Source organism: Salinisphaera hydrothermalis C41B8, assembly GCF_000732535.1.
GTDB classification, from domain to species: Bacteria; Pseudomonadota; Gammaproteobacteria; order Nevskiales; family Salinisphaeraceae; genus Salinisphaera; species Salinisphaera hydrothermalis.
The window spans coordinates 1-20,316 of record NZ_APNK01000019.1; the positions used below are offsets into that span (position 1 = coordinate 1).

At 63.0% G+C, this 20,316-nt stretch carries 18 protein-coding genes and 1 other RNA gene; 9 read left to right on the top strand and 10 right to left on the bottom strand.

Annotated elements, in window-relative coordinates:
* Positions 1-113: 113 nt before the first annotated feature.
* Entirely contained in the window at positions 114-722 is a 609-nt protein-coding gene (locus C41B8_RS12195) for a superoxide dismutase (protein WP_037338560.1), read from the bottom strand.
* A gap of 233 nt (positions 723-955) precedes the next feature.
* Between C41B8_RS12195 and grxD the strand changes: the two genes are divergently transcribed.
* The 3 genes from grxD to C41B8_RS12210 all read left to right on the top strand — a co-directional run bounded on the left by grxD (position 956) and on the right by C41B8_RS12210 (position 3,942).
* Positions 956-1,297 carry a Grx4 family monothiol glutaredoxin gene (gene grxD, locus C41B8_RS12200; protein WP_037338562.1) on the top strand — a complete coding sequence of 114 codons (342 nt, stop codon included), beginning with the start codon at positions 956-958 and terminating at the stop codon, positions 1,295-1,297.
* A 140-nt stretch (positions 1,298-1,437) separates the two neighbouring features.
* On the top strand, positions 1,438-2,205 hold the full coding sequence (locus tag C41B8_RS12205) for a competence/damage-inducible protein A (protein WP_037338563.1): 768 nt from the start codon (positions 1,438-1,440) through the stop codon (positions 2,203-2,205).
* A 96-nt stretch (positions 2,206-2,301) separates the two neighbouring features.
* Positions 2,302-3,942, top strand: a complete 1,641-nt coding sequence (locus C41B8_RS12210; RefSeq protein ID WP_156962521.1) for a putative bifunctional diguanylate cyclase/phosphodiesterase — start codon at positions 2,302-2,304, stop codon at positions 3,940-3,942.
* Positions 3,943-4,023: 81 nt separating this feature from the next.
* Here C41B8_RS12210 and C41B8_RS12215 read toward each other — a convergent pair whose 3' ends face one another.
* From C41B8_RS12215 to ppsA, 3 genes are all read right to left on the bottom strand, one after another.
* The gene (locus C41B8_RS12215) at positions 4,024-5,007 is read right to left on the bottom strand and encodes an MBL fold metallo-hydrolase (RefSeq protein WP_051883462.1); all 984 of its coding nucleotides are present in this window, start codon (positions 5,005-5,007) and stop codon (positions 4,024-4,026) included.
* Entirely contained in the window at positions 5,004-5,819 is an 816-nt protein-coding gene (locus C41B8_RS12220; protein WP_037338565.1) for a sulfurtransferase, read from the bottom strand. The genes C41B8_RS12215 and C41B8_RS12220 overlap by 4 nt, the downstream gene beginning before the upstream one ends.
* Positions 5,820-6,026: 207 nt before the next feature.
* Positions 6,027-8,396, bottom strand: a complete 2,370-nt coding sequence (gene ppsA, locus C41B8_RS12225; protein WP_037338567.1) for a phosphoenolpyruvate synthase — start codon at positions 8,394-8,396, stop codon at positions 6,027-6,029.
* Between the two features lie 161 nt (positions 8,397-8,557).
* On the opposite strand from ppsA, the gene ppsR reads away from it, so the two are divergent.
* Positions 8,558-9,397: a posphoenolpyruvate synthetase regulatory kinase/phosphorylase PpsR gene (gene ppsR, locus C41B8_RS12230; RefSeq protein ID WP_037338668.1), complete on the top strand. Its 840-nt coding sequence runs from the start codon at positions 8,558-8,560 to the stop codon at positions 9,395-9,397.
* 58 nt (positions 9,398-9,455) lie between these two features.
* Complete coding sequence (locus C41B8_RS12235) at positions 9,456-9,938, top strand: DUF1249 domain-containing protein (protein WP_037338570.1); 483 nt, start codon at positions 9,456-9,458, stop codon at positions 9,936-9,938.
* 213 nt (positions 9,939-10,151) lie between these two features.
* On the opposite strand, the gene C41B8_RS12240 is transcribed toward C41B8_RS12235, so the two are convergent.
* A complete protein-coding gene (locus C41B8_RS12240) occupies positions 10,152-11,885 on the bottom strand; it encodes a potassium/proton antiporter (RefSeq protein ID WP_037338573.1) in 1,734 nt (577 codons plus the stop codon).
* A gap of 162 nt (positions 11,886-12,047) precedes the next feature.
* Here C41B8_RS12240 and C41B8_RS12245 point away from each other — a divergent pair, with 162 nt between their 5' ends.
* Positions 12,048-12,878 (top strand): sulfite exporter TauE/SafE family protein, encoded by an 831-nt coding sequence (locus tag C41B8_RS12245; protein ID WP_037338576.1) that lies wholly within the window; start codon positions 12,048-12,050, stop codon positions 12,876-12,878.
* Positions 12,879-13,001: 123 nt separating this feature from the next.
* Here the strand turns inward: C41B8_RS12245 and ssrA are convergent.
* Positions 13,002-13,360: a transfer-messenger RNA gene (gene ssrA, locus C41B8_RS20140) on the bottom strand.
* Positions 13,361-13,454: 94 nt separating this feature from the next.
* A complete protein-coding gene (gene smpB, locus C41B8_RS12250; RefSeq protein WP_037338578.1) occupies positions 13,455-13,934 on the bottom strand; it encodes an SsrA-binding protein SmpB in 480 nt (159 codons plus the stop codon).
* 37 nt (positions 13,935-13,971) lie between these two features.
* Here smpB and C41B8_RS12255 point away from each other — a divergent pair, with 37 nt between their 5' ends.
* Complete coding sequence (locus tag C41B8_RS12255; protein WP_037338580.1) at positions 13,972-15,360, top strand: sodium-dependent transporter; 1,389 nt, start codon at positions 13,972-13,974, stop codon at positions 15,358-15,360.
* A 4-nt stretch (positions 15,361-15,364) separates the two neighbouring features.
* Complete coding sequence (locus tag C41B8_RS21150; RefSeq protein ID WP_084188919.1) at positions 15,365-15,655, top strand: RnfH family protein; 291 nt, start codon at positions 15,365-15,367, stop codon at positions 15,653-15,655.
* Positions 15,656-16,086: 431 nt separating this feature from the next.
* On the opposite strand, the gene C41B8_RS19655 is transcribed toward C41B8_RS21150, so the two are convergent.
* The 3 genes from C41B8_RS19655 to C41B8_RS12270 all read right to left on the bottom strand — a co-directional run bounded on the left by C41B8_RS19655 (position 16,087) and on the right by C41B8_RS12270 (position 19,444).
* Complete coding sequence (locus C41B8_RS19655) at positions 16,087-16,662, bottom strand: outer membrane protein assembly factor BamE (RefSeq protein ID WP_051883463.1); 576 nt, start codon at positions 16,660-16,662, stop codon at positions 16,087-16,089.
* Positions 16,663-16,785: 123 nt separating this feature from the next.
* Entirely contained in the window at positions 16,786-18,468 is a 1,683-nt protein-coding gene (gene recN, locus C41B8_RS12265; RefSeq protein ID WP_037338583.1) for a DNA repair protein RecN, read from the bottom strand.
* 67 nt (positions 18,469-18,535) lie between these two features.
* The gene (locus tag C41B8_RS12270) at positions 18,536-19,444 is read right to left on the bottom strand and encodes an NAD(+) kinase (protein ID WP_232226060.1); all 909 of its coding nucleotides are present in this window, start codon (positions 19,442-19,444) and stop codon (positions 18,536-18,538) included.
* A gap of 218 nt (positions 19,445-19,662) precedes the next feature.
* On the opposite strand from C41B8_RS12270, the gene grpE reads away from it, so the two are divergent.
* Positions 19,663-20,289: a nucleotide exchange factor GrpE gene (grpE, locus tag C41B8_RS12275; RefSeq protein WP_037338586.1), complete on the top strand. Its 627-nt coding sequence runs from the start codon at positions 19,663-19,665 to the stop codon at positions 20,287-20,289.
* Positions 20,290-20,316: the final 27 nt, after the last annotated feature.

Sequence of the window (20,316 nt, forward strand, 5' to 3'; positions counted from 1 at the left end):
ACTTCTTCCTCAAAATCAAAGCCGCGTTTCCCGGTAAAGTGCGATGAACCATAAAAAAGGCCCCGCCGCAATGCGACGGGGCCGGATCGGGCGTTGGCCCGGGACGCTTCAGCTTAGCTGGCGGCGTCGAACTTCTTGGCGATGCCGTCCCAGTTGACGACGTTCCACCAGGCTTCGACATATTCCGGCTTGCGGTTCTGATACTTCAGGTAGAACGCATGTTCCCATACGTCCAGGCCCATGATCGGCTTCCCGGACTCCGCGACCACGTCCATGACGGGGTTGTCCTGGTTCGGGGTCGGCACGATCTTGAGCTGATCGCCGCCGGCCGGCACGAGCCACACGAAGCCGGACCCGAACAGGCCGGTCGCTTCGCCGGTGAATTTTTCCTTGAAGTCGTCGAACGAGCCGAAGCTCTTGTCGATGGCTTCGGCCAGCTTACCGGTGGGTTTGCCGCCGCCGTTGGGCGACATGGTTTCCCAGAAGATGATGTGGTTGAGATAACCGCCACCCTGGTTGCGAACCGCGGCGCCGTGCTGGCCGGCTTTCGACAGGATCGTTTCCAGATCCTGATCGGCCAGTGGCGTGTCCTCGATGGCCTTCTGGAACTTGGTCAGATAGGCATTGTGATGCTTCTGATGATGGATCTCCATGGTGCGCCCATCGATGTAGGGTTCGAGCGCATCGTAATCGTAGGGCAGATCGGGCAGTTCGAATGCCATGACGTAGTCCTTGTTGTCATGAATGAATCAACGTCGCCTACTTATATAAGGATTAGACCGTTCATTTCAAAGGCCCGTCCGCCACGGCGCGTTGTGCGGCGGCCCGGAATCGTCGGTACCCACGCTGCTGCGCGTCGCGTGGTCGTGCTTTTGTGCCGCGGGCTTGATCCGAATGCGTTTACACCCCAGTTATAATGGGTTCGTATTCAACCCCCAGATCCGAGGTACGGCCAATGAGCGCGAAAGCTATGGAAGTCATCAAGCAGGAAGTCGAAGGCAACCCGATCGTGCTGTACATGAAAGGGACGCCGGATTTCCCGCAGTGCGGGTTTTCGGCCCGCAGCGCCGAGGCGATCAAGGCCTGCGGCGTGCCGTTCAAGGCCGTCAACGTGTTCGACGATGAAGAAATCTACCGCCAGGGCGTGAAGATTTATTCGAACTGGCCGACGATCCCGCAGCTTTTCGTCAACGGCGAACTGGTCGGTGGTTCCGACATCGTGATCGACCTGTTCCAGTCCGGCGAGTTGAAGCCGATGCTGCAGAAGGCGGCGGGCCAGGAGCCGGCCAACGGCTGAACCATGACGTGCGATAGCACGTCGAACCATTACGCCGTCGTCGACCGGTGCGTTAACCGTGTCGGCGGCGGCGATTTCGTATTCTGCGGGCCGGACGCTGTATTTCATGGCGCCCGGCCCGTTCATCGCGAGGTCGGCGCATGAGTTCCGGTGCGGATAATCCTCATATCGGCGTGATTCTGATCGGCGACGAATTGCTCTCGGGCAAGCGCCAGGACAAGCATATGCCGGCCGTTATCGAGATGCTGCAGGAGCGCGGCCTGGAGCTCGCGTGGGCGCGGATGGTCGGTGACGATGCCGCGCTGCTCGAACGCACGCTGGTCGAGACGATGGAGACCGACGACATCGTCTTCAGCTTTGGCGGCATTGGCGCCACGCCCGACGACCGCACCCGGCAATGTGCCGCACGCGCCGCCCACCGCGAGCTCGAAATCAATCCGGAAGGCCGCGAGATTCTGGAGGACAAGTTCGGCGACGAGGCCTATCCGAATCGTATCCACATGGTGGAATGGCCGGCCGGCGCCGCCGTGATTCCGAACCCGGTCAATCGCGTACCGGGGTTCAGCCTGGGCGATCATCATTTCGTACCCGGTTTCCCGAGCATGGCGTGGCCGATGGTGGCCTGGGTGCTGGATACGCACTACGCTTATCTGCACGATGCCGAGCGCAACGTTGAGTATCTGGTCGAGGTATTCGACACACCGGAAAGCGCGCTCATCGACCTGATGCAGCGCGTGATGGATGCGCATCCGTTGGTACGGATCGCTTGTCTGCCGGCTGCCGACGGCCAGCGCAAGATCGAATTCGGTGTGCGTGGACGGCCGGCGCCGGCTGCCGAGGCGTTCGATGCGCTGGTGTCCGCGTTGAACGAATCGTCCATTCCGACCGGCGCCTGTACCTCGCGCTAGGGTTTAGGTAGTCTTGCTCAGTACCTAGATCGTTGAGCCCGCAGTAAAAACGGTTGTCGCAACCGGGGGGAGGTCGCTGCGAGCAAAGGGGGCGTCTTGGATCATAGCCGTCGTCTGCGCCTGACCACTTTGTCGCGCGTTTTACGCACGCGAGTCACGCGCACGGCTTATTACGGATTGGCGATCGCGATCATCGCCATCGCTGTTGCCACATTGGCCAATGCCTATCTCCAGGCAGGCGCTGCCTCGCTTGGCGCAATCTGGCGGGCGCAGCTGGAGAATCCGACGCTCTGGCTTCTCGACAGCATGCCGTTCGTATTCCTGTTGTGGGGACAGTATGTCGGTTTGGTGGTTTCCACCGAAGCCAGCGCGATGGTGCTGGATGAAACCGAGGATCTGCGCGGCGATAACGCGGTTCTGGCGGCCGAGGCGCGGCGCTCGCAACGGATCGATCCGCTTACCGGTCTGGTCAACCGCAGTCATTTTGTCGACAGCCTGGAAGCCGACATCGAGGCCGCCCAGCTGAGCAGGACCACCGTCGGGGTGATCGTGGTCGATCTCGACGGATTTTCCGAGATCAATCAGCATTACGGCCAGGCTAATGGCGATCGCGTACTGGTGGCCATGGCGCGTCGGCTGAGCCACGCGGTGCCTGCAGCGGCCACACTGGCACGGTTGGATGCGGATCGGTTCGGCGTGACGGTGACTGAGCCCGCCTCGGCCGACGAACTCGAGCGCATTGCCGAGCGTATCCGCGATGCCATCGCGCCGCCGTGTCCGCTCGATGGCTTGTCGCTCCAACTGGTGGCTAGCGCCGGCGGTGCGTGCTACCCCGACAATGCCATCGATGCCTACGGCTTGCTGGATGCGGCCACCCAGGCCATGCAGGATGTGAAGTCGCGCGGCGGCGATTTCAGCATGGTCTGTTCGAAGCGCGAAGTGCGCGGCGTCGTCATGCACTCGTTGTCGGCCGAGTTGCGACGTGCCATCGACGAGGACGAACTGGTCCTGTATCTGCAGCCGTTGGTCGATGTCTCGGCGGCCAAGACTTACGGCGCCGAGGTTCTGGTCCGGTGGCAGCATCCGCGGCGCGGCCTGATCATGCCGGGCGACTTTATTCCGCGTGCGGAACGCAGCGGCCTGATGGATGATCTGACGTTCTGGGTGTTGCGCCGAGGCATCGGATATGCGGCCCGGCTTCGTCAGGGCGGGCGCGATCTGCGGATCTCGATCAACGTATCGGCGCGCTCGCTTCTGCGACGCGATTTTCCGGATAACCTACAGAAGTTAATGGATGAGCGGGGGCTGCCGGGCACGGCGCTGACGCTTGAGTTGACCGAAGACACCCTGATGGCCGATCAGAGCCGGACGCTCGAGATCGTGGAGCGGCTGGCCGCGACCGGGGTGCAGATTTCCATCGACGACTTCGGCACCGGCTATTCCCAGCTGGCTTATCTCAAGCGCCTGCCGGTGTCGGAGATCAAGATCGATCGCTCCTTTGTACAGGATATGCTCGAGTCCGATACCGATCTGTCGATCGTGTCCGCGACGATCAGCCTGGCGCATGCGTTGAAGCTGCGTGCTGTCGGCGAGGGGGTGGAATCGAGCGCGCAGCTCGAACGCCTGCGCGCGCTGGGTTGCGATCTGATCCAGGGGTTTTATGTCGGACACCCCATGCCGGTCGGGCAGTTCGAGCGTTGGCTGCGGGATCGCGATACGCATACCCCGGTGTCATAGCGTGCGGTTGCCCCGGGTGCTGCCTGCGTCGGTGCGACCGGGCCCTATCGCGGGAGAATAACGACTGCGGGCGCCGGCGGCCTACAACTCGAATACCTGACCAAATGCAGGCGCAATGAATGCCGTATCGGTCAGACCGTGACGCGCGCGCGCCGTCGCCAGGTCGTGAATCGGCTGGTCGCGCGGCTCGTCGGTGAGTTTGAAGGTGGCGAAATGGATACCCATCGACTGGCCCGCTTCGAGTTCGTTGTGCGCGGTCACCGCCTCGTCGGGATTCATATGCTGCGCGCGCATGAGCTCGCGCGGTTCGTAGGCGCCGATCGGGAGCATGGCGAAGTCCGGCGCGCCCAGGCGTTCGCGGATCCACCGAAAATGCGGGCCGTAACCGGTGTCGCCGGCGAAATAGAGCCGGTGTGACGCGGTCTCGATCCAGAATCCGGCCCACAGGCTGCGATTGCGATCGAACAGCCCGCGTCGCGACCAGTGCTGGGCCGGCACCGCTGTAATCGACAATCCGTCGTCCAGCGGCTTCGAGCTGTGCCACCAGTCCAGTGTGACGATCCGACGGCTGCCGCGTCGTGCCAGCCAACGGTTCAGACCCAGGCCGGCCAGCAGCACCGGATCGTCGCGCCGGACCAGTGCGGTAATGGTAGCGCGATCCAGGTGGTCGTAATGGGCGTGGCTGATCAGCACGAGGTCGATCGGCGGCAGATCGGCCCAGTCGATGGCCGGCGGTGTATGTCGGCGTACGCCGATCCCGGGCATCGGGCCAACGTGGGCGGCATAGACCGGGTCGGTGATCAGGTTCAGGCCTTCAAGCTGAATCAGGACGCAGGCGTGGCCGATCCACGTGATGCGCGGCGTCTCGCTGCGTCGCGGTGGAATCTCGATGTCCGGCGCGTCGACGTCCGGAGCGGCGGGTGGCCAGCTCGGGCTGCGCGGACGCAGCAGCCAGCGCCATAATCCGAAGCGACGACGCCGGCTACTGCGTTGGCGCCAGGGGTTGGAAAACCGCCGCCCGTCGAAATGGGCGCCGGCGTGCGGCGGCTCGAACGACTCGCTCAAGCGCCGGTTTCCACGGGCGTGTCTTCGGCATTGCCCCAGTCGGACCAAGCGCCGGGGTAGCCGCGCACGTGCTCGTAGCCGAGCGCCTTGAGCACCAGATAGGCATACGACGAGCGCACGTGGGTTTGGCAGTAGGTCGCGACTTCCTTGGATGGGTCGATATCGCGCTCTGCGAGCATACGCCGGATCTCGGCGAGATCCCGCAGCTGGCCGTGGTCGTTCTTCAGCTGTTGCCAGTCGAGATTGACCGCGCCGGGCACATGACCGCCGCGGGCACTGCGCACATCTTCGCCGGCGAATTCGGCAGCACTGCGCACATCGAGAATGCGGACATCGCTTTCCTCTCGATGCTGGGTGATCCAGTTGCGGTCGGCGATGCCCTGGCCTTGCCGCGTGACCTGGAAGTCAGTGGCGTCATGCCGCACGGTGCCGGATTCGAGCGGTAGACCGGCCGCATGCCATGCACCCAGGCCGCCATCGAGCAGACTGAATTTCGCGTGGCCCATCACGTCGAGCGTGTAGAGCAGGCGGGCCGCCTGGCCGTCACCCGCCCGGTCGTAGGCGACGATATGAGCGTCGTTGCGCAGCCCGGCCTTCGAAAAGACGTCGGCCAGGGTGGCGTCGTCGGGGATGAGGCCGCCGACCGCGCCGTCCTTGGCCGTGAAATCCGCCATGGCGAGCCGATGCGCTCCGGGGATATGGGCGTCGGCGAAATCGTCCGGTGTATCGACGGCCACGATCTGAACATCGGCGTCGTCCATCGCGGCATGCAAAGTGGCGGGTTTGACGAACAGGTCCAGCTTGGCGGCCATGATTCTCCTCGATCACCGGTGGGCGGCATCGCGCAGCCGCGCCATAGCCTCTCGCCACGGCGCGGCCTCAGCGTGCTCCCAGTTTACATCAGCGCGACGCGGCGCTGGACGGCAAAGCGCCGATCCACGGAGACGCGACCGGCCCACGCGACGGGCCAGCATGCCCGCCGCCACAGTTCGGTCGCCGGCCTATTGCCGAGACGCGGTCTAGACGTCCTCGCCGGCCAGGAACAGCCAGGTGGAGACCACGGTATCGGGGTTGAGCGACATGCTCTCGATGCCCTGATCGAGCAGCCAGCGCGCCAGATCCGGATAGTCGGACGGGCCCTGGCCACAGATGCCGACGTATTTGTTGTTGCGCTTGGCGGCCGCGATTGCTTTTTCGAGCATGATCTTGACCGCCGGATCGCGTTCGTCGAACAAATGCGAGATCAGGCCGGAGTCGCGATCCAGGCCGAGCGAGAGCTGGGTCATGTCGTTGGAGCCGATCGAGAAGCCGTCGAAGTATTCCAGGAACTCGTCGGCAAGCACGGCGTTCGAGGGCAGCTCGCACATCATGATGATCTTGAGATCGTTCTCGCCGCGCTTGAAGCCGTGCGATTCGAGCAGTTCGGATACGCCCTTGGCCTCGCCGAGTGTGCGCACGAACGGGATCATGATCTGGACGTTGGTCAGCCCCATGTCGCCGCGCACGCGCTTCATGGCCTCCAGCTCTAGTTCGAAGCAGGGCTTGAAGTCCTCGGCCAGATAACGCGAGGCGCCACGCCAGCCGATCATCGGGTTCTCTTCCTCCGGTTCGTAGGCCTCGCCGCCGATGAGGTTGGCGTATTCGTTGGACTTGAAGTCCGACAGACGCACAATCACGGGCTTCGGGTGGAAGGCCGCAGCGATGGTGGAGATACCCTCGACCAGCCGGTCGACATAGAAATTCACCGGATCGGCATAGCCCGCGATATGCGCGTCGATGGTGGCCTTCAAATCATCCGGCTGCTGGTCGTATTCGAGCAGGGCGCGCGGATGGATGCCGATCTGACGGTTGATGATGAACTCCAGCCGCGCCAGGCCCACGCCTTCGTTCGGGATCGAGGCGAAGTCGAAGGCCCGGTCGGGGTTGCCGACGTTCATCATGATCTTGGTGCCGATCTCGGGCATCTTGTCGAGCGAGACTTCGTCGACGTTGAAGTCGATGATGCCTTCGTAGACATAGCCGGTATCGCCCTCGGCGCAGGACACCGTGACGTCGGTGCCGTCGGCGAGTTGGTCGGTCGCGTGGCCGGTACCCACGACGGCGGGGATGCCGAGCTCGCGCGCGATGATCGCGGCGTGGCAGGTGCGCCCGCCGCGGTTGGTCACGATCGCCGAGGCGCGCTTCATGACCGGCTCCCAGTCCGGGTCGGTCATGTCGGTGACCAGGATGTCGCCGTTTTCGACCTTGTTCATCTCCTTGATGGAAGACACGTTGCGCACGCGACCGGCGCCGACGCGTTGGCCGATCGAACGGCCGGTGACGAGCACGTCGTGCCCGGCGGCGTTCAGGCTGTAGCGCTCAAGCGTGGCCGAGTTGGATTTCACCGTCTCCGGGCGCGCCTGCAGGATATAGAGCTTGCCGGTCTCGCCGTCCTTGCCCCACTCGATGTCCATCGGCCGGCCGTAGTGCTTCTCGATGATCATGGCTTGGCGCGCCAGCGCCTCGGCATCCTCGTCCGACAGCGAGAAACGCCGCTGATCGGCGGCGTCGACATCCACGAATTCGGTGGTCTTGCCGTGCGAGCGATCGGCGGTATAGACCATCTTCACGGCCTTACCACCCTTGACGCGACGCAGGATCGCGGGGCGGCCGGCTTCGAGATTGCCCTTGTAAACGTAGTATTCGTCGGGGTTGACGGCGCCCTGAACTACGGCCTCGCCCAGGCCCCAGGAGCTGGTGATGAACACCACCTTGTCGAAACCGGATTCGGTGTCGATGGTGAACATCACGCCCGAGGCACCGGTATCCGAGCGAACCATGCGCTGGATGCCGGCCGAAAGCGCGACCTGGCTGTGCTCGAAACCCTTGTGCACGCGATACGAGATGGCGCGATCGTTGAACAACGAGGCGAACACGTCCTTGATGGCGAGCATGACGTTGTCGAGCCCGCGCACATTGAGGAAGGTTTCCTGCTGGCCGGCGAACGAGGCATCCGGCAGGTCCTCGGCCGTGGCCGAACTGCGTACGGCCACGGCCATGTCGTCCTGGCCTTCGGCCAGCGTGGCGAACGAGTCGCGGATGGCGGCTTCGAGCGCCGGCGGGAAGGGGTGATCCAGCACCCACTGACGGATCTTCGATCCGGTGGCGGTCAAGGCATCGACATCGTCGACGTCCAGGGCATCGAGTGCCTGGTTGATGCGGTCGGCCAGCCCGTCGTGGGCCAGGAATTCACGATAGGCGGCCGCCGTGGTGGCGAAACCGTCCGGTACCGAGACGCCGGCGTCGGCCAAGTGACTGATCATCTCGCCCAGCGAGGCGTTCTTGCCGCCCACCGATTCGACGTCGTTCATCCCCAGCTGGCTGAACCAGGCTACATACGAGTTATCCACGCTCGCTCTCCTCCGAAGTGAATACTGGAATGGCAATATGAAAATCTTTGCTGCCGCATTTTACATGGTGCGGACGTGAACCGGGGCGTAACAGTGAACGGTTGGGCACCCTGGGTGAGGGGCCTCTGGTGGCACCGGCCCGGCTCGTGCACGATGACGTCATGAGCACGACTTCCGACACGCCGCTGCGATCGATTTTCTTCTTGTCCGATCGGACCGGTATCACGGCCGAAACCCTGGGCGCGACGCTGCTGACGCAGTTCGACGAAAGCCAGTTCAAGCAATCGACGCTGCCGTTCATCAATTCGGACGAAAAAGCACGCTCGGCGTTGGAATACATCGAATACATGGGGCGCACGAGCGGCCTCAAGCCGATCGTATTCTCGACCACGGTGTCAGATAGCGTCCGCGATATCCTGCGTGCCGGCAATGTATTGTTCATGGACTTGTTCGACAGCTTCCTGCCGCAGTTGGAGGCCGAGCTCGAGACCAAGTCCAGCCATCTGGAAGGGCGGGCGCACGGCATCGCCGACAAGGATGTCTACGAATCGCGGATCGAGGCCATGAACTATGCGCTCACCCACGACGACGGCGTGGGCGAGCAGGGCTATGGTGACGCGCATGTGATTCTGGTCGCGCCCTCGCGCTGTGGTAAAACGCCGGTGTGCATCTATCTCGCGATGCAGCACGGCATCTACGCCGCCAATTACCCATTGGCGGAAGACGATTTCGAGGGGCGCCGACTGCCCGCGGCCCTGGCGCCCTATAAGGACAAGCTTTACGGCTTGTGTATTTCGGCGGAACGCCTGCATCAGATTCGCAGCGCCCGTCGGCGCGGCAGCCGGTATGCCGATGTCGGCCAGGTGAGCTACGAACTGCGCCAGGCCGAGCAGCTCTACAAGCGTCACGGTATCCCGTACGCGGACACCACCAACAAGTCGATTGAAGAGATCGCGACTCTGATCATGGAAGACAAACATCTCAGGCGGCGGTCGTTCTGATGCGCCTTCTTCATGATTCGTCAGTTGAAATGACCACCGTCTGCCTTATAGTCGGCGCATGGTCAAAGTAAAGCGTAACCACTGGCTCGCGGAGGTCACCCCGCGCAGCTTCACCGGCCTCATGGGTCTTTACGAAAGCAATTACCGGCGTTTCGAGCGTCTCGCGCCCGAGCTGGATCTGCCGTTCGAGCAGGCGACTTCGGTCGGCGAAGACGCGACGCTGTATCTGCGCGTCGTCGAGCGCTGTCGCTATACCACCACGGTGAACCTGACGTACTGGTTCGGTGAGGGCGATGAAGCGCACGCCGATCCGGATCTCACGCTACGTCTGTACCGTGATGCCCAGCTCGCGGAGGCGATCTACTGCGATGCACGTTCGCGTTATGCCTCGCTTGCCGGTGTCCCCGATATTGACGACGCCGTTCTCGACAGCCAGTGGCCGCGTAACCTGCTGCTCAACAAGTGGCTGGCCTATTGCCTGGCGCAAGGGCATAGCTTCGGTGGCGCTCATCGGCCGCGGCGAGAACCGACGGAAAGCTGACGCCCGGCGCTCGTAGCGCGTGAGCCAAGTACGCGTCCCCGGCATGCGTTATAAACGATTGTCGGGCTGATCCTCGATTTTGTTTGACGCCGCACAACGCGCGGCGCGACCGGACGAGGGCGGTTGCCGCCGGGACGAGCCACGCCAGCGCCCGCCGCTTCATCACAATATGCGCCCGGTGGCCGTCGGCGTCGCTGTGGACGCGCCTATCGTTTATCGTTCCGGCGCTCGCTCTGGGGCGAGCTGCAAGCCGACCTGATCGATCGTGCCCGCATCCAGCTGGCGCACGATGAGCCGTAACGGACCCAGCTCCACGATATCGCCTTCGACCGGTCGGCGGCGCAACCGCTTGCGCATGAGCTGAGCCACGTCGTACTGCCGTTCTTCATCGGACAATTCGATGCCGTAGACATCGGCCAACTCGCTGCTGGCTGCGTGGCCTTCGATCGTGAAGGGGCCGAAGAAACGCGCGGGTTTCACTCCGTCGTGGCGGGTATCGCCGCGGAATAGCCGAGCGAGCTCGCTGTGATGGCGGTGTCCGGCCAGCACATAGAGCTTGTCGCCTACGGTGTAAACAAAGCCCTGGCGCGGAAAGCGCAGCCGCGCTCCGCGAGTGACCGCGATCACTCGGAGCTCCTCGTAGCGCGATAGGGCGTCGCCGGCGGTGTTGGCCAGAATGGAGTCCGGCTCGATACGAAACGCCACGATGCCGAATCGATCGTCGCGCTTGCCGTCGAGCTCGAATGTTTCGACCGGTTCTGGCGCCTGCGGCATCTGCAGCTTGAGCAGTCGAGCCATCGCGCCCAGCGATGTGCCCTGGATCAGTAGCGAGACCAGCACCACGGCGAAGGTCAGGTCGAACAGAAACTGGCCGCCCTCGAGATTGATCATTAGCGGGAAAAGCGACAGAACGATCGGCACCGCGCCGCGCAGTCCCACCCAGGCGATGAACCCTTGTTCGCGGCTCGGGAAATGGAACGGCAGCAGGCTCAGCCATACCGCGACCGGCCGCGCGACGAAGATCAGGAACAAGGCGATCAGGAACGCCGGCACGGCGTCCGCAAGCAGCTGACTCGGGTTCACGAGCAGACCGAGTACCAGGAACATGCCGGCCTGAGCCAGCCATGCCAGCCCGTCCATGACGCGGAAAACGTGTTCCGTGGCTTCGTTACGCCGATTGCCGACCACGACTCCGACCAGATAAATCCCGAGAAAGCCGCTGCCGCCGAGTTGATTGATAGCGGTAAAGGCCATGACGCCACCCGAGGCGATCAGCAGGGCGTACAAGCCTTCGACCAGCGGCAGGCGCGAGGCGAGCCAGGACAGGACATAGCCGAGCGCTACCCCGCCGATGATGCCGATGCCGAACTGACGGATCAGTTCCTCGGCGACCGTGGTCAGATGAAACCCTTTGTGCTGGCCGATGGCGCTCATCAGATAGGTCACGAGAAAGATGGCCATCGGATCGTTGGTACCCGATTCGATCTCGAGCGTTGCGCTAACGCGCTGGTTGAGGGTCACGCCGCTGCCGCGTAGCTGCGAGAACACGGCGGCTGCGTCGGTGCTGGCGACGATCGAGCCGAGCAGCAGACCGTAGCGCCAGTCGACGTCGAGCACCGCAGCGATGAACGCGCCGGCCAGCGACGCCGAGACGAGTACGCCGACCGTGGCCAGTGATAGGGCGGGGCGTAGCGCCACGCGGAATGTTTCCAGCGAGGTACGTAGTCCGCCGTCGAGCAGAATGACCGCAAGCGCGAGATTGGCGATGAAGAACGCCAGCGGCACGCTGTTGAACTGGATATGCCCGATCCCTTCGCTGCCGGCGAGCATGCCGCAGACCAGGAAGATCAGCAGCAGTGGGGGCCCGAAGCGCGCCAGCGAGCTGGCCAGCACGCTGAGGAACAGGATCAGGCCAATAAAAAAGAGGATGATATTAATATCGCTCATGCGGCAGCGTAATCGGCGGGCAGCGTCGCGTGTTTGTTATTAACGTTAACCGATTGGAGCTGGACCGTTCCCGAATCGCGACTCGCCGTAATTGAAGTGCGCTTTATCTGGCGAAAGATCCGATTAGAATATGCATAGAGCATTTAGAAATAACGGTCGGCCATGGCGATTATTTTCGGCGTATTGGTCGGGCTCGCCCTCGGCCTCACGGGCGGAGGCGGCTCCATATTCGCGGTGCCGCTACTCATCTACGCGCTGCATGTCGCGCCGCGTGACGCTGTCGCCATATCCTTGATTGCGGTGGCCGTCACCGCGGCCGCGGGCGCGGTCGAAGGGGCCGTGCGTCGCGTGATCGAGCTGCGCGCAGCTGCCATCTTCGCGGCGGCTGGCGTCGCCTGCGCGCCCGTGGGCGTGTGGCTCGGGAACCGCGTACCCGGCGAAGTCACGGTGGTGGCGTTTGCCTGTCTGATGTTGATGGTCGCGGTGCGCATGATCATCAAATCCTATAGCGCGCCGGAGCAGGCCAGCGTCATTCGCGCGCGTGTCGCCGATGATGCGGCCGCTGATGCGGCCACGGTATGCCGCTATAGCGCCGACGGTCGGCTCAGGCTCACCGCGCGCTGCAGCCTCGCGTTGCTGGGCGCCGGTGTGTTGGTCGGGGTGCTATCCGGTTTTTTCGGAGTGGGCGGGGGGTTCCTGATCGTACCGGCCTTGATGTTAATTACCGACATGGGAATCCACCGGGCCGTATCAACGTCGCTGCTGGTCATCGCACTCATTGGGTTATCCGGCGTCGTTTCCGCCGTGTTCGCCGGGCGACACATCGAACCCATGCTCACGAGTCTGTTCATCATCGGCGGAATCGTCGGCATGGGCGCCGGCCGAGCACTGGCCCAGTATCTCGCAGGGCGTACGCTCCAACTCGTGTTTGCCATCGGCATGATCGCGATCGGGACGGTCATGCTGGTGCAGCGGCTCGGCTGGTGGAGCTGATGAGGTCGAGCCAAATCTTCGCAAGAAGGCGGCGACGCGCATAAAAAAGCCCGCCACGTTGTAACGAGGCGGGCTTTCCTGGAGCCACGGTCACGCCATTGGCGTTTCAGTGTCTCCACGCGTTGGTGGAGGCGGCGGGAATCGAACCCGCGTCCGCGGATTCTCAACCCTCGGGTCTACATGCTTATTTCGTCTTTGATTGTCGGCGTGAGCTACCCGACGAAAAGGGACAACTCACGCGTATCTTCGTTTGCTCTTAACGGGTCGGCCCGAAGCGGGGCCTCGCCGCGAGTCTATGAGAGTCGATACCCGTGACCGGAAGCACAGACACTTACCGGGCGGGCACTAGCGGGCTTTAAGCCGCTAGAGCGTAGTTGTCGTCGTTCGCAACTAGCTTAGGATGCAACCGGATTAACGAGGAAGATTGCAACCTCGGCATGCACCTCGGGTTTTGACATCCGCGTCGAAGCCATGTCGCCCCCGAAAAAGCGTATTCATTGTAACAGCGTCTGAGATGCGGTGTGTGATCCAATTTTCAATAGCCGCCGAACAAAAGACGCGTCGGCGGCCGCCCGATCAGCCGTCGCTGCGCATGATCTGCGCCTTGCGGCGTTGCCAATCCTGGGTTTTCTTGGCCTCGCGCTTGTCGTGCTTGGCCTTGCCCTTGGCGAGCGCGATCTCGAGCTTGGCCTTGCCGCGGCTCCAGTACATCGCCAGCGGCACGATCGTGTAGCCTTTCTGTTCGGTGGCGCCGATCAGGGTGGCGAGTTCGCGTTCGTGTAGCAGCAGCTTGCGCGTTCGAGTTGCGTCGGCCACCACGTGCGTGGACGCGGATTCGAGCGGCTGGATATGGCTGCCCAGCAGAAACGCCTCGCCATCCTTGATCAGGACGTACGCTTCGGCGATCCGTCCCTTGCCGGCGCGCAGCGATTTGACCTCCCAGCCCTCGAGAACCAGACCCGCTTCGAGACGGTCTTCAATGAAGTAGTCGTGGCGCGCTCGCCGGTTAAGCGCGATCGTGCTCGACGACTGCTTTTTGTCCTTACTCTTGCTCATGGACTTATTATAGCCGTCGAGGCAAGCTCTGCGGGCCATGGTTCTTCCATATCGTCCGTCACCACAGCTCTGGTCGTCTTCTGCGCGGTTCGTCATCGTATGCACCGCGGCGATCGTGAGCTTGGGCGATTTTTGGCGGCTGCCGTATCTGTTGTCGACCTACGGTGGCTCGGCGTTTCTGTTGATCTATCTGTTGGCGCTGGTGTTGATGGGTGTGCCGGTGTTTAGCGCGCAAGTGCTTATGGCGCGCGGCAGTCATACGGACGTACCCGGTGTCGTGTCGTTGTGGACACGCAATAAGCCGCACTCCCGGTTCTGGATATTCGGCGCCTACGCAACGCTTGTCGGTGCGTTGTTGTTGTTATCGGCTTATGCCGTGATCGCGAGCTGGTCGCTGGCCTATTGCATGCGCGCCGTGTTCGGCGGTCTGCCGGGCGCGTCGGTTGCGCAATCCGCGGCTCATTTCGTGACGTTCGCACGCGATGGAGAGCGCGGTCTGGGATGGCTGCTCCTGTTCGTGCTGCTGTTGGTGGCCACCACCGCCCGTGGTTTACAGCGAGGAACCGAGCCGGTCATGCGCACGCTGGCCGCCTGTATGCTGGGCGTGTTGACGTTGCTCTTGGTGGTGACGATTTGGCAAGGGCCGGCTAGCGGGGCGGCTCGACATCTACTGTATTTCGACCCGGCCGCTGTCGGGGCTCGTGGCGTTCTTGAAGCGCTGTATCAGGCGTTCTTTTCTTTGAGCTTGGGCACCGGCGTCATCGTGGCTCTAGCATCACACTTACCCGCCCGGGCGCCGGCCGTACGCCTGTCGGCTATCGTGATCGTGGCCAGCCAGATCATCGCATTGGCTTTCGCGTTGGTGCTCGCCAGTCTCATGCCGGGTGTCGGGCTTGAGTTTTCCGCGGGGGTGCAGCGTGTATTCGAAGTGCTGCCCGTCGGGGTTAAGCCGGTTTGGACCATGGCGTTGTTGTTCATTCTGCTGGCCATGATCAGCATGACGACCGGTATTGGCTTGTTCGAGACGCTAGTCCAGACGGTATCGCACCGTGCACGCGTGCCGCGGTTGCAAGCGTCGGTATACACTGGGGTCTTGGTGGCGGCTCTGGGGCTTATGGCTCAGAATGCGTTCGGTGTGCTATCGAGTTGGCGGATGTTCGGTCGCAACCTGTTCGACTGGTTCAGTCTGATCAGTACGCATTGGCTGATTCCCATTACCGGGCTCATGCTGTGTGTGCTCGTTGGTCGAGTGCTGGCACGCCGCCGTTTGATCGAGGCATGGAGTCCGTATCGAGACGAAGCCGGCATGGCGACGTTCGCGCTTTGGCACGGCTTGTTACGTTATCCGGCGCGAATCGCCTTGATCGCTGTAGTCGCTTACGCGCTGGGCGCGTTGGATCTGATCGAAGCCATCTGGAACCCGTAAGCCGATGAGCGAACAACCGAGCAAACGCGTTGAGGTGGTTTTCGCATTGCCGGGCCGGTGTTGGCGGGAAAACGTAAGTGTGCCTGTTGATGCTGATGCGCAGGCGGTGGCAGAAGCGTCCGGCCTGGCTATGGTTTGCCGCGAGGCGACCGGGCGAGGGCCCGCGGCTTACGGCGTATACGGACGTAAGATTAATGCGGCGGATGTCGTGGGTGACGGTCAGCGGCTTGAGTTGTATCGCCCGCTGACCGTCGACCCGCGCGAGCGTCGTCGGCGTCGTACCGAAAAGACATAGAATCAGCCGAGCGCTGCGTTGCTCGGCTGGAATCCTTGCGCGGGCGCCGTTCGAGGCGCCGATTGCCATACTTCGGTGGGGCGGCAGCAGAGTCATCCGCTAAGTCGGGCCGACTCCTCAGCTCTCGACTCTTCGAGCAGCGCCGAAAGAAATGCCGGGGTATCCGCGATCCCGCACCAACGGTTGCAGGCGGCGCGGCGGCACCCGGCTTTGTATGCCATGTCTCGCCGTGAAACAGCGTTTAATGGGGAAGGCGAGAGCCGTGCGGGCGGTAGCCCCGAACCAACCCGCGACGTTTCAATTCCGGAGGTCATAGTCCAGGGTTCGGCGACTCGTCACCGGCCGGACGGCAGGGCGGAGGGGCGCACGCTGATGCGTTACGCCTCCTGCCAAGCCTCGATACGACTGGGCGCGCCGCCCGGGCCGGTCCATTACGGTGTGATCGGGCGTTGCCCCGGTAGCGGCTCGCCGTGGTCTCCCATCGGCTGTGTTTGCGGCGCCGTACCCACGTTCGATGGCCGGTTCCGGCCCGGCATCGGGGCGTTAGTCGAACCTGGACCGCTCCCAGTATTGGCACTGTTGTTAGGCGTGCCAGCATTGCGCGTGTCAAGCGCAGCGCCGCTCGTATTAGTGGCGGCAGGCAACTCATCACTGTCGTTGGGCCCGGACGCGTTGTTCGACTTGAACGACTTTGAGGCGTATTCCTCGTCGCCTTCGATATCCGAGAGCTTGTCGTTCACGAAGTACAGATCCAGCTTCGACTGACGGACATGCGCGTTGGGATTGCGGTAATAGAACACGTAGTCCCAGCGATCGGCTTCGAACGGCGATTGGATCAATGGCGTGCCGAGGACATAGGCGACCTGTTTCTTGGTCATGCCCTTCTGAAGCTTGGCGACCTGGTCGGCGGTCACGATGTTGCCCTGCACGATCGGAACGCGAAAGAACACCGGGAGACTGCAGGCGGAAAGCGCCAGCAGCATCACGAGCGCAGCGATTAGTTTCATAAGATCAAAGCCCCTTGTCGCGAACCGCATCATACGGCAGGCCTTTTTCGGCTGCCAAACGATAAACGCATGCCGACGGGCCTCGGCCCGGTATTGGGCGCCGTGCTGGTACCGTCGAACCCGTCACCCCGGCGCTTGGCCGGCGCGCGCGATCATGTCGGCCGCATGGGCTCGCGTTTGTTCGGTCAGCTCGACGCCACCCAACATCCGCGCAAGTTCTTCCACGCGATCTTCATCGTCGAGCGTGTTAATGCGCGTCCTCGTCTGGCCATTTTTGACCTGTTTGGACACGTGCAGATGGTGCTGGGCCTGAGCCGCCACCTGGGGCAGGTGGGTAACGCACAGCGATTGTCCGCTCACGCCGAGCGCGCGCAGTTGACGGCCGACGATTTCGGCCACGCCGCCACCGATTCCGGTATCCACTTCGTCAAAGACCAGGGTCGGCACGCGGGTGCGCGAGGCCGCGATGACTTCGATAGCGAGGCTGATGCGCGAAAGTTCGCCGCCCGAGGCGACGCGGTCCAGCGGGCGGGCGCTTTGGCCCGGATTTGCGGCGATCAGGAATTCGATATGGTCGGTGCCGGTGGGCGAAACCCGCTCGCTCGCGTCTGCCCGTACACGAACGCTGAATTCCCCCTCAGGCATACCCAGCGATCGGATGATGTCGGTGATGGCGCGACCGAGTGGTTCGGCCGCCTGCTGGCGCGCGGCGCTCAGGGCCTGTGCGGCCTCGAGATAACGCTTGCGCTGGCTCTGTTCATCGGCCTTGAGTTGTGCCAGTTTTTCGTCGGCACCCTCGAGTTCGGCCAGTTCGGCGCGCAGGCGCTCGGTCAAGGCGTCGAGTTCCTCGGGCGCGACGTGATGCTTGCGCGCGATGTCCCGCAGGGTGCCAAGCCGATTTTCCACTTCGGTGAAGCGTTGCGGATCGATGTCGAGCGCCTCGACGTGACGTCGCAGACTGTCGGCGGCCTCCTGGGCCTGGATAAGCGCGTTGCCGACCAGCTCGGCGATCGGTTCGAATCCGGCGTCGATGCCGGAGAGTTCGGCAAGCAATCGCTCGGTGGCGCCCAGGCGCTCCGTGGCGGCGCCGTCATCGGCTTCGTAGAGCAGCGCGAGCGCGCGCTGGCCGTCGCCGATCAGGCGTTCGGCGCTGGCCAGGCGTTTGTGTTCGGCCTCGAGTGCCTCGAGTTCGCCCGGCTCGAGCCCGAGCGCGTCCAGTTCCTCGACCTGATAACGCAGCAGATCGATACGCGACTCGCCGCGTCCGTCGCGTTGCTCGATGCGTTCGATGGCGGCGCGGGTGGCCCGTAGCCGGCTGGCTGACGCCTGGACCGCGGCCAGGGCCTGCCCGTGCTGGCCGTATTCATCGAGCAGGTCGCGTTGTGCTTCGCGCTTGAGCAGAGATTGATGCGCATGCTGGCCGTGAATATCGACCAGGCATTCGCCGAGCGACTTCAGTTCTCGGACCGGCATCGGTGTGCCGTTGATCCAGCCCCGGCTGCGGCCTTCCCGGGCCACCACGCGCCGGATGACGCATTCTTCGTCGGCGTCCAGCTCGTGATCAGCCAGCCAGGCGGTCGCGGCCGGGGCATCGGCCAGCGTGAAGCGCGCGGTGATGTCGGTGCGATCCGCGCCTTCGCGGACCGCCGCGCCATCAGCCCGGTCGCCCAGAATAAGGCTGAGTGCATCCACCAGAATGGATTTACCGGCGCCGGTTTCACCGGACAATACCGTCATGCCGTTGCCGAATTCGACCGCCAGGCGGTCGATGATGGCGAAGTTCCGGATCGTGATTTCTGCCAGCATCGCGTGTTCCGTTCGGCGCCCGCGAAGGGCGTCGTCCTAAACTGTATGGAAATACAGTTCTACTGTATCAGACTCCGGTTGCCTGCTGGCCACGGCCCCAGTGAAGTTTGTTGCGCAGGATATTGAAGTAGTCGTAGCCGGGCGGATGGATCAGATGCAGATCGTAGGGCGCCCGTGCCACGACCACGCTGTCACCGGCAGCGAGCCCCTGGCTGACCTGACCGTCGCTGGTGTAAAGCGCGCCGCCTTCGATCGTATGGGCGACGTGGATCTCGATCTCGTGATGGGCATCCACGATCAGCGGCCGGTCGGAGAGGGTATGCGGACAGATCGGCACCAGCGCCAGCGCATTCATGCCGGGGTGCATGACCGGGCCGCCACCGGACAGCGCGTAGGCCGTCGAGCCGGTGGGGGTGGCGATGACCATGCCGTCGGCGCGGTGATGACTGATGAAATCGCCGTTCATGTAAGTGTCGAAGTCCAGTACGCGGGCGAAGGCCTGATTGCGGACCACGCACTCGTTGATCGCCAGTACGCCCTCGGTGTCTAGGTCGTCGCCGGCCGGTTTGAGGCGAGCCGTGATCATCAGCCGGGCTTCGGCGATGTAATTTCCGGCGAAGACGTCGTCGAAGGTTGTCTTCATGTCGTCTGGCAGGACGTCGACCATGAAGCCCAGCCGGCCGAGATTGATGCCGAGCAACGGCACCCCGTGTGCCGCGACCGCGCGTCCAGCGTCCAGCAGCGTCCCGTCGCCCCCGACCACCACGACCATATCGCTTGCCGCGCCGAGCTCGCTTCGCGGGCAGGCAATAACGCCATAATCCGCGGCCGAATGCGAATCGTCGATCAATACGCGCTTGCCGCGGCCGAGCAAATCGGCGGTCAGGGCATGGAGCGTGCGGGTCACGCCCTCATCGTTGTGTTTCGCGAAAATGCCGATGGTGGAAAAGGTGGTGCCCATCGAGGCCGAGTCCATGGCCGGGTGAAGGGCTTAAGCATTCACACGTTGACGCACAATTTCAACGCATGCGTGGGCAATGGCTAATACCCGGCACAAGCCGCGTCGAAAGATTGCGCGATGTCTTGAAATGCCGGCGGCCAGCCCAATTCTTGGCTTCAGTCGGCGTCGCGGCCGAGAACTCGGCCCGGCGAACAACCAATTACCTGCAATAAGTAAGGAAGTGGGGATTTGCAATGAGTCAGCACGACGAGCGCCAGACACCACACGGCGAGCAGGATTCTGCTGCCGAAAATGCGCCGCGACCGGATATCGAGAAGGTCCAGGACGGCAGTGAAGAGTATGTGGACGCCGGCAAGGCGAGCGCCGACAGTGTGGCCGAGACGGACGAACTGATGGCCGAACTCGATCAAGCCCGGGCGGAAGCCGAGCAGTACCGCGATCAGGCCGTGCGTGCCGCCGCGGAGTTGGAGAACGTGCGCAAGCGGGCACAGCGGGACGTCGAATCCGCCCGCAAGTTCGCGATCGAGAAATTCGCATCGGAACTGCTGGGCGTGCGCGATAGCCTCGAACTCGGTCTCAAGGCCGCCGAGGACAACCACGGCGATTTCGACAAGCTCAAGGAAGGCATGGAGATGACCAATCGCATGCTGGCTTCGAGCATGGAAAAAGTCGGGATCGAGCCGATCAATCCGGAAGGTGAGACCTTCAATCCCGAATATCACGAAGCCGTGTCGACCCAGCCGACTGACGAGCTGGCGCCGAACACGGTCGCCTCGGTCATGCAGAAGGGCTACACCTTGAACGGCCGCGTGCTTCGCGCCGCCATGGTGACGGTCGCCAAGCCGGCCGGGGATAGTTAAAAAGCAGCGCGGGCTGCTTGAAAAGCC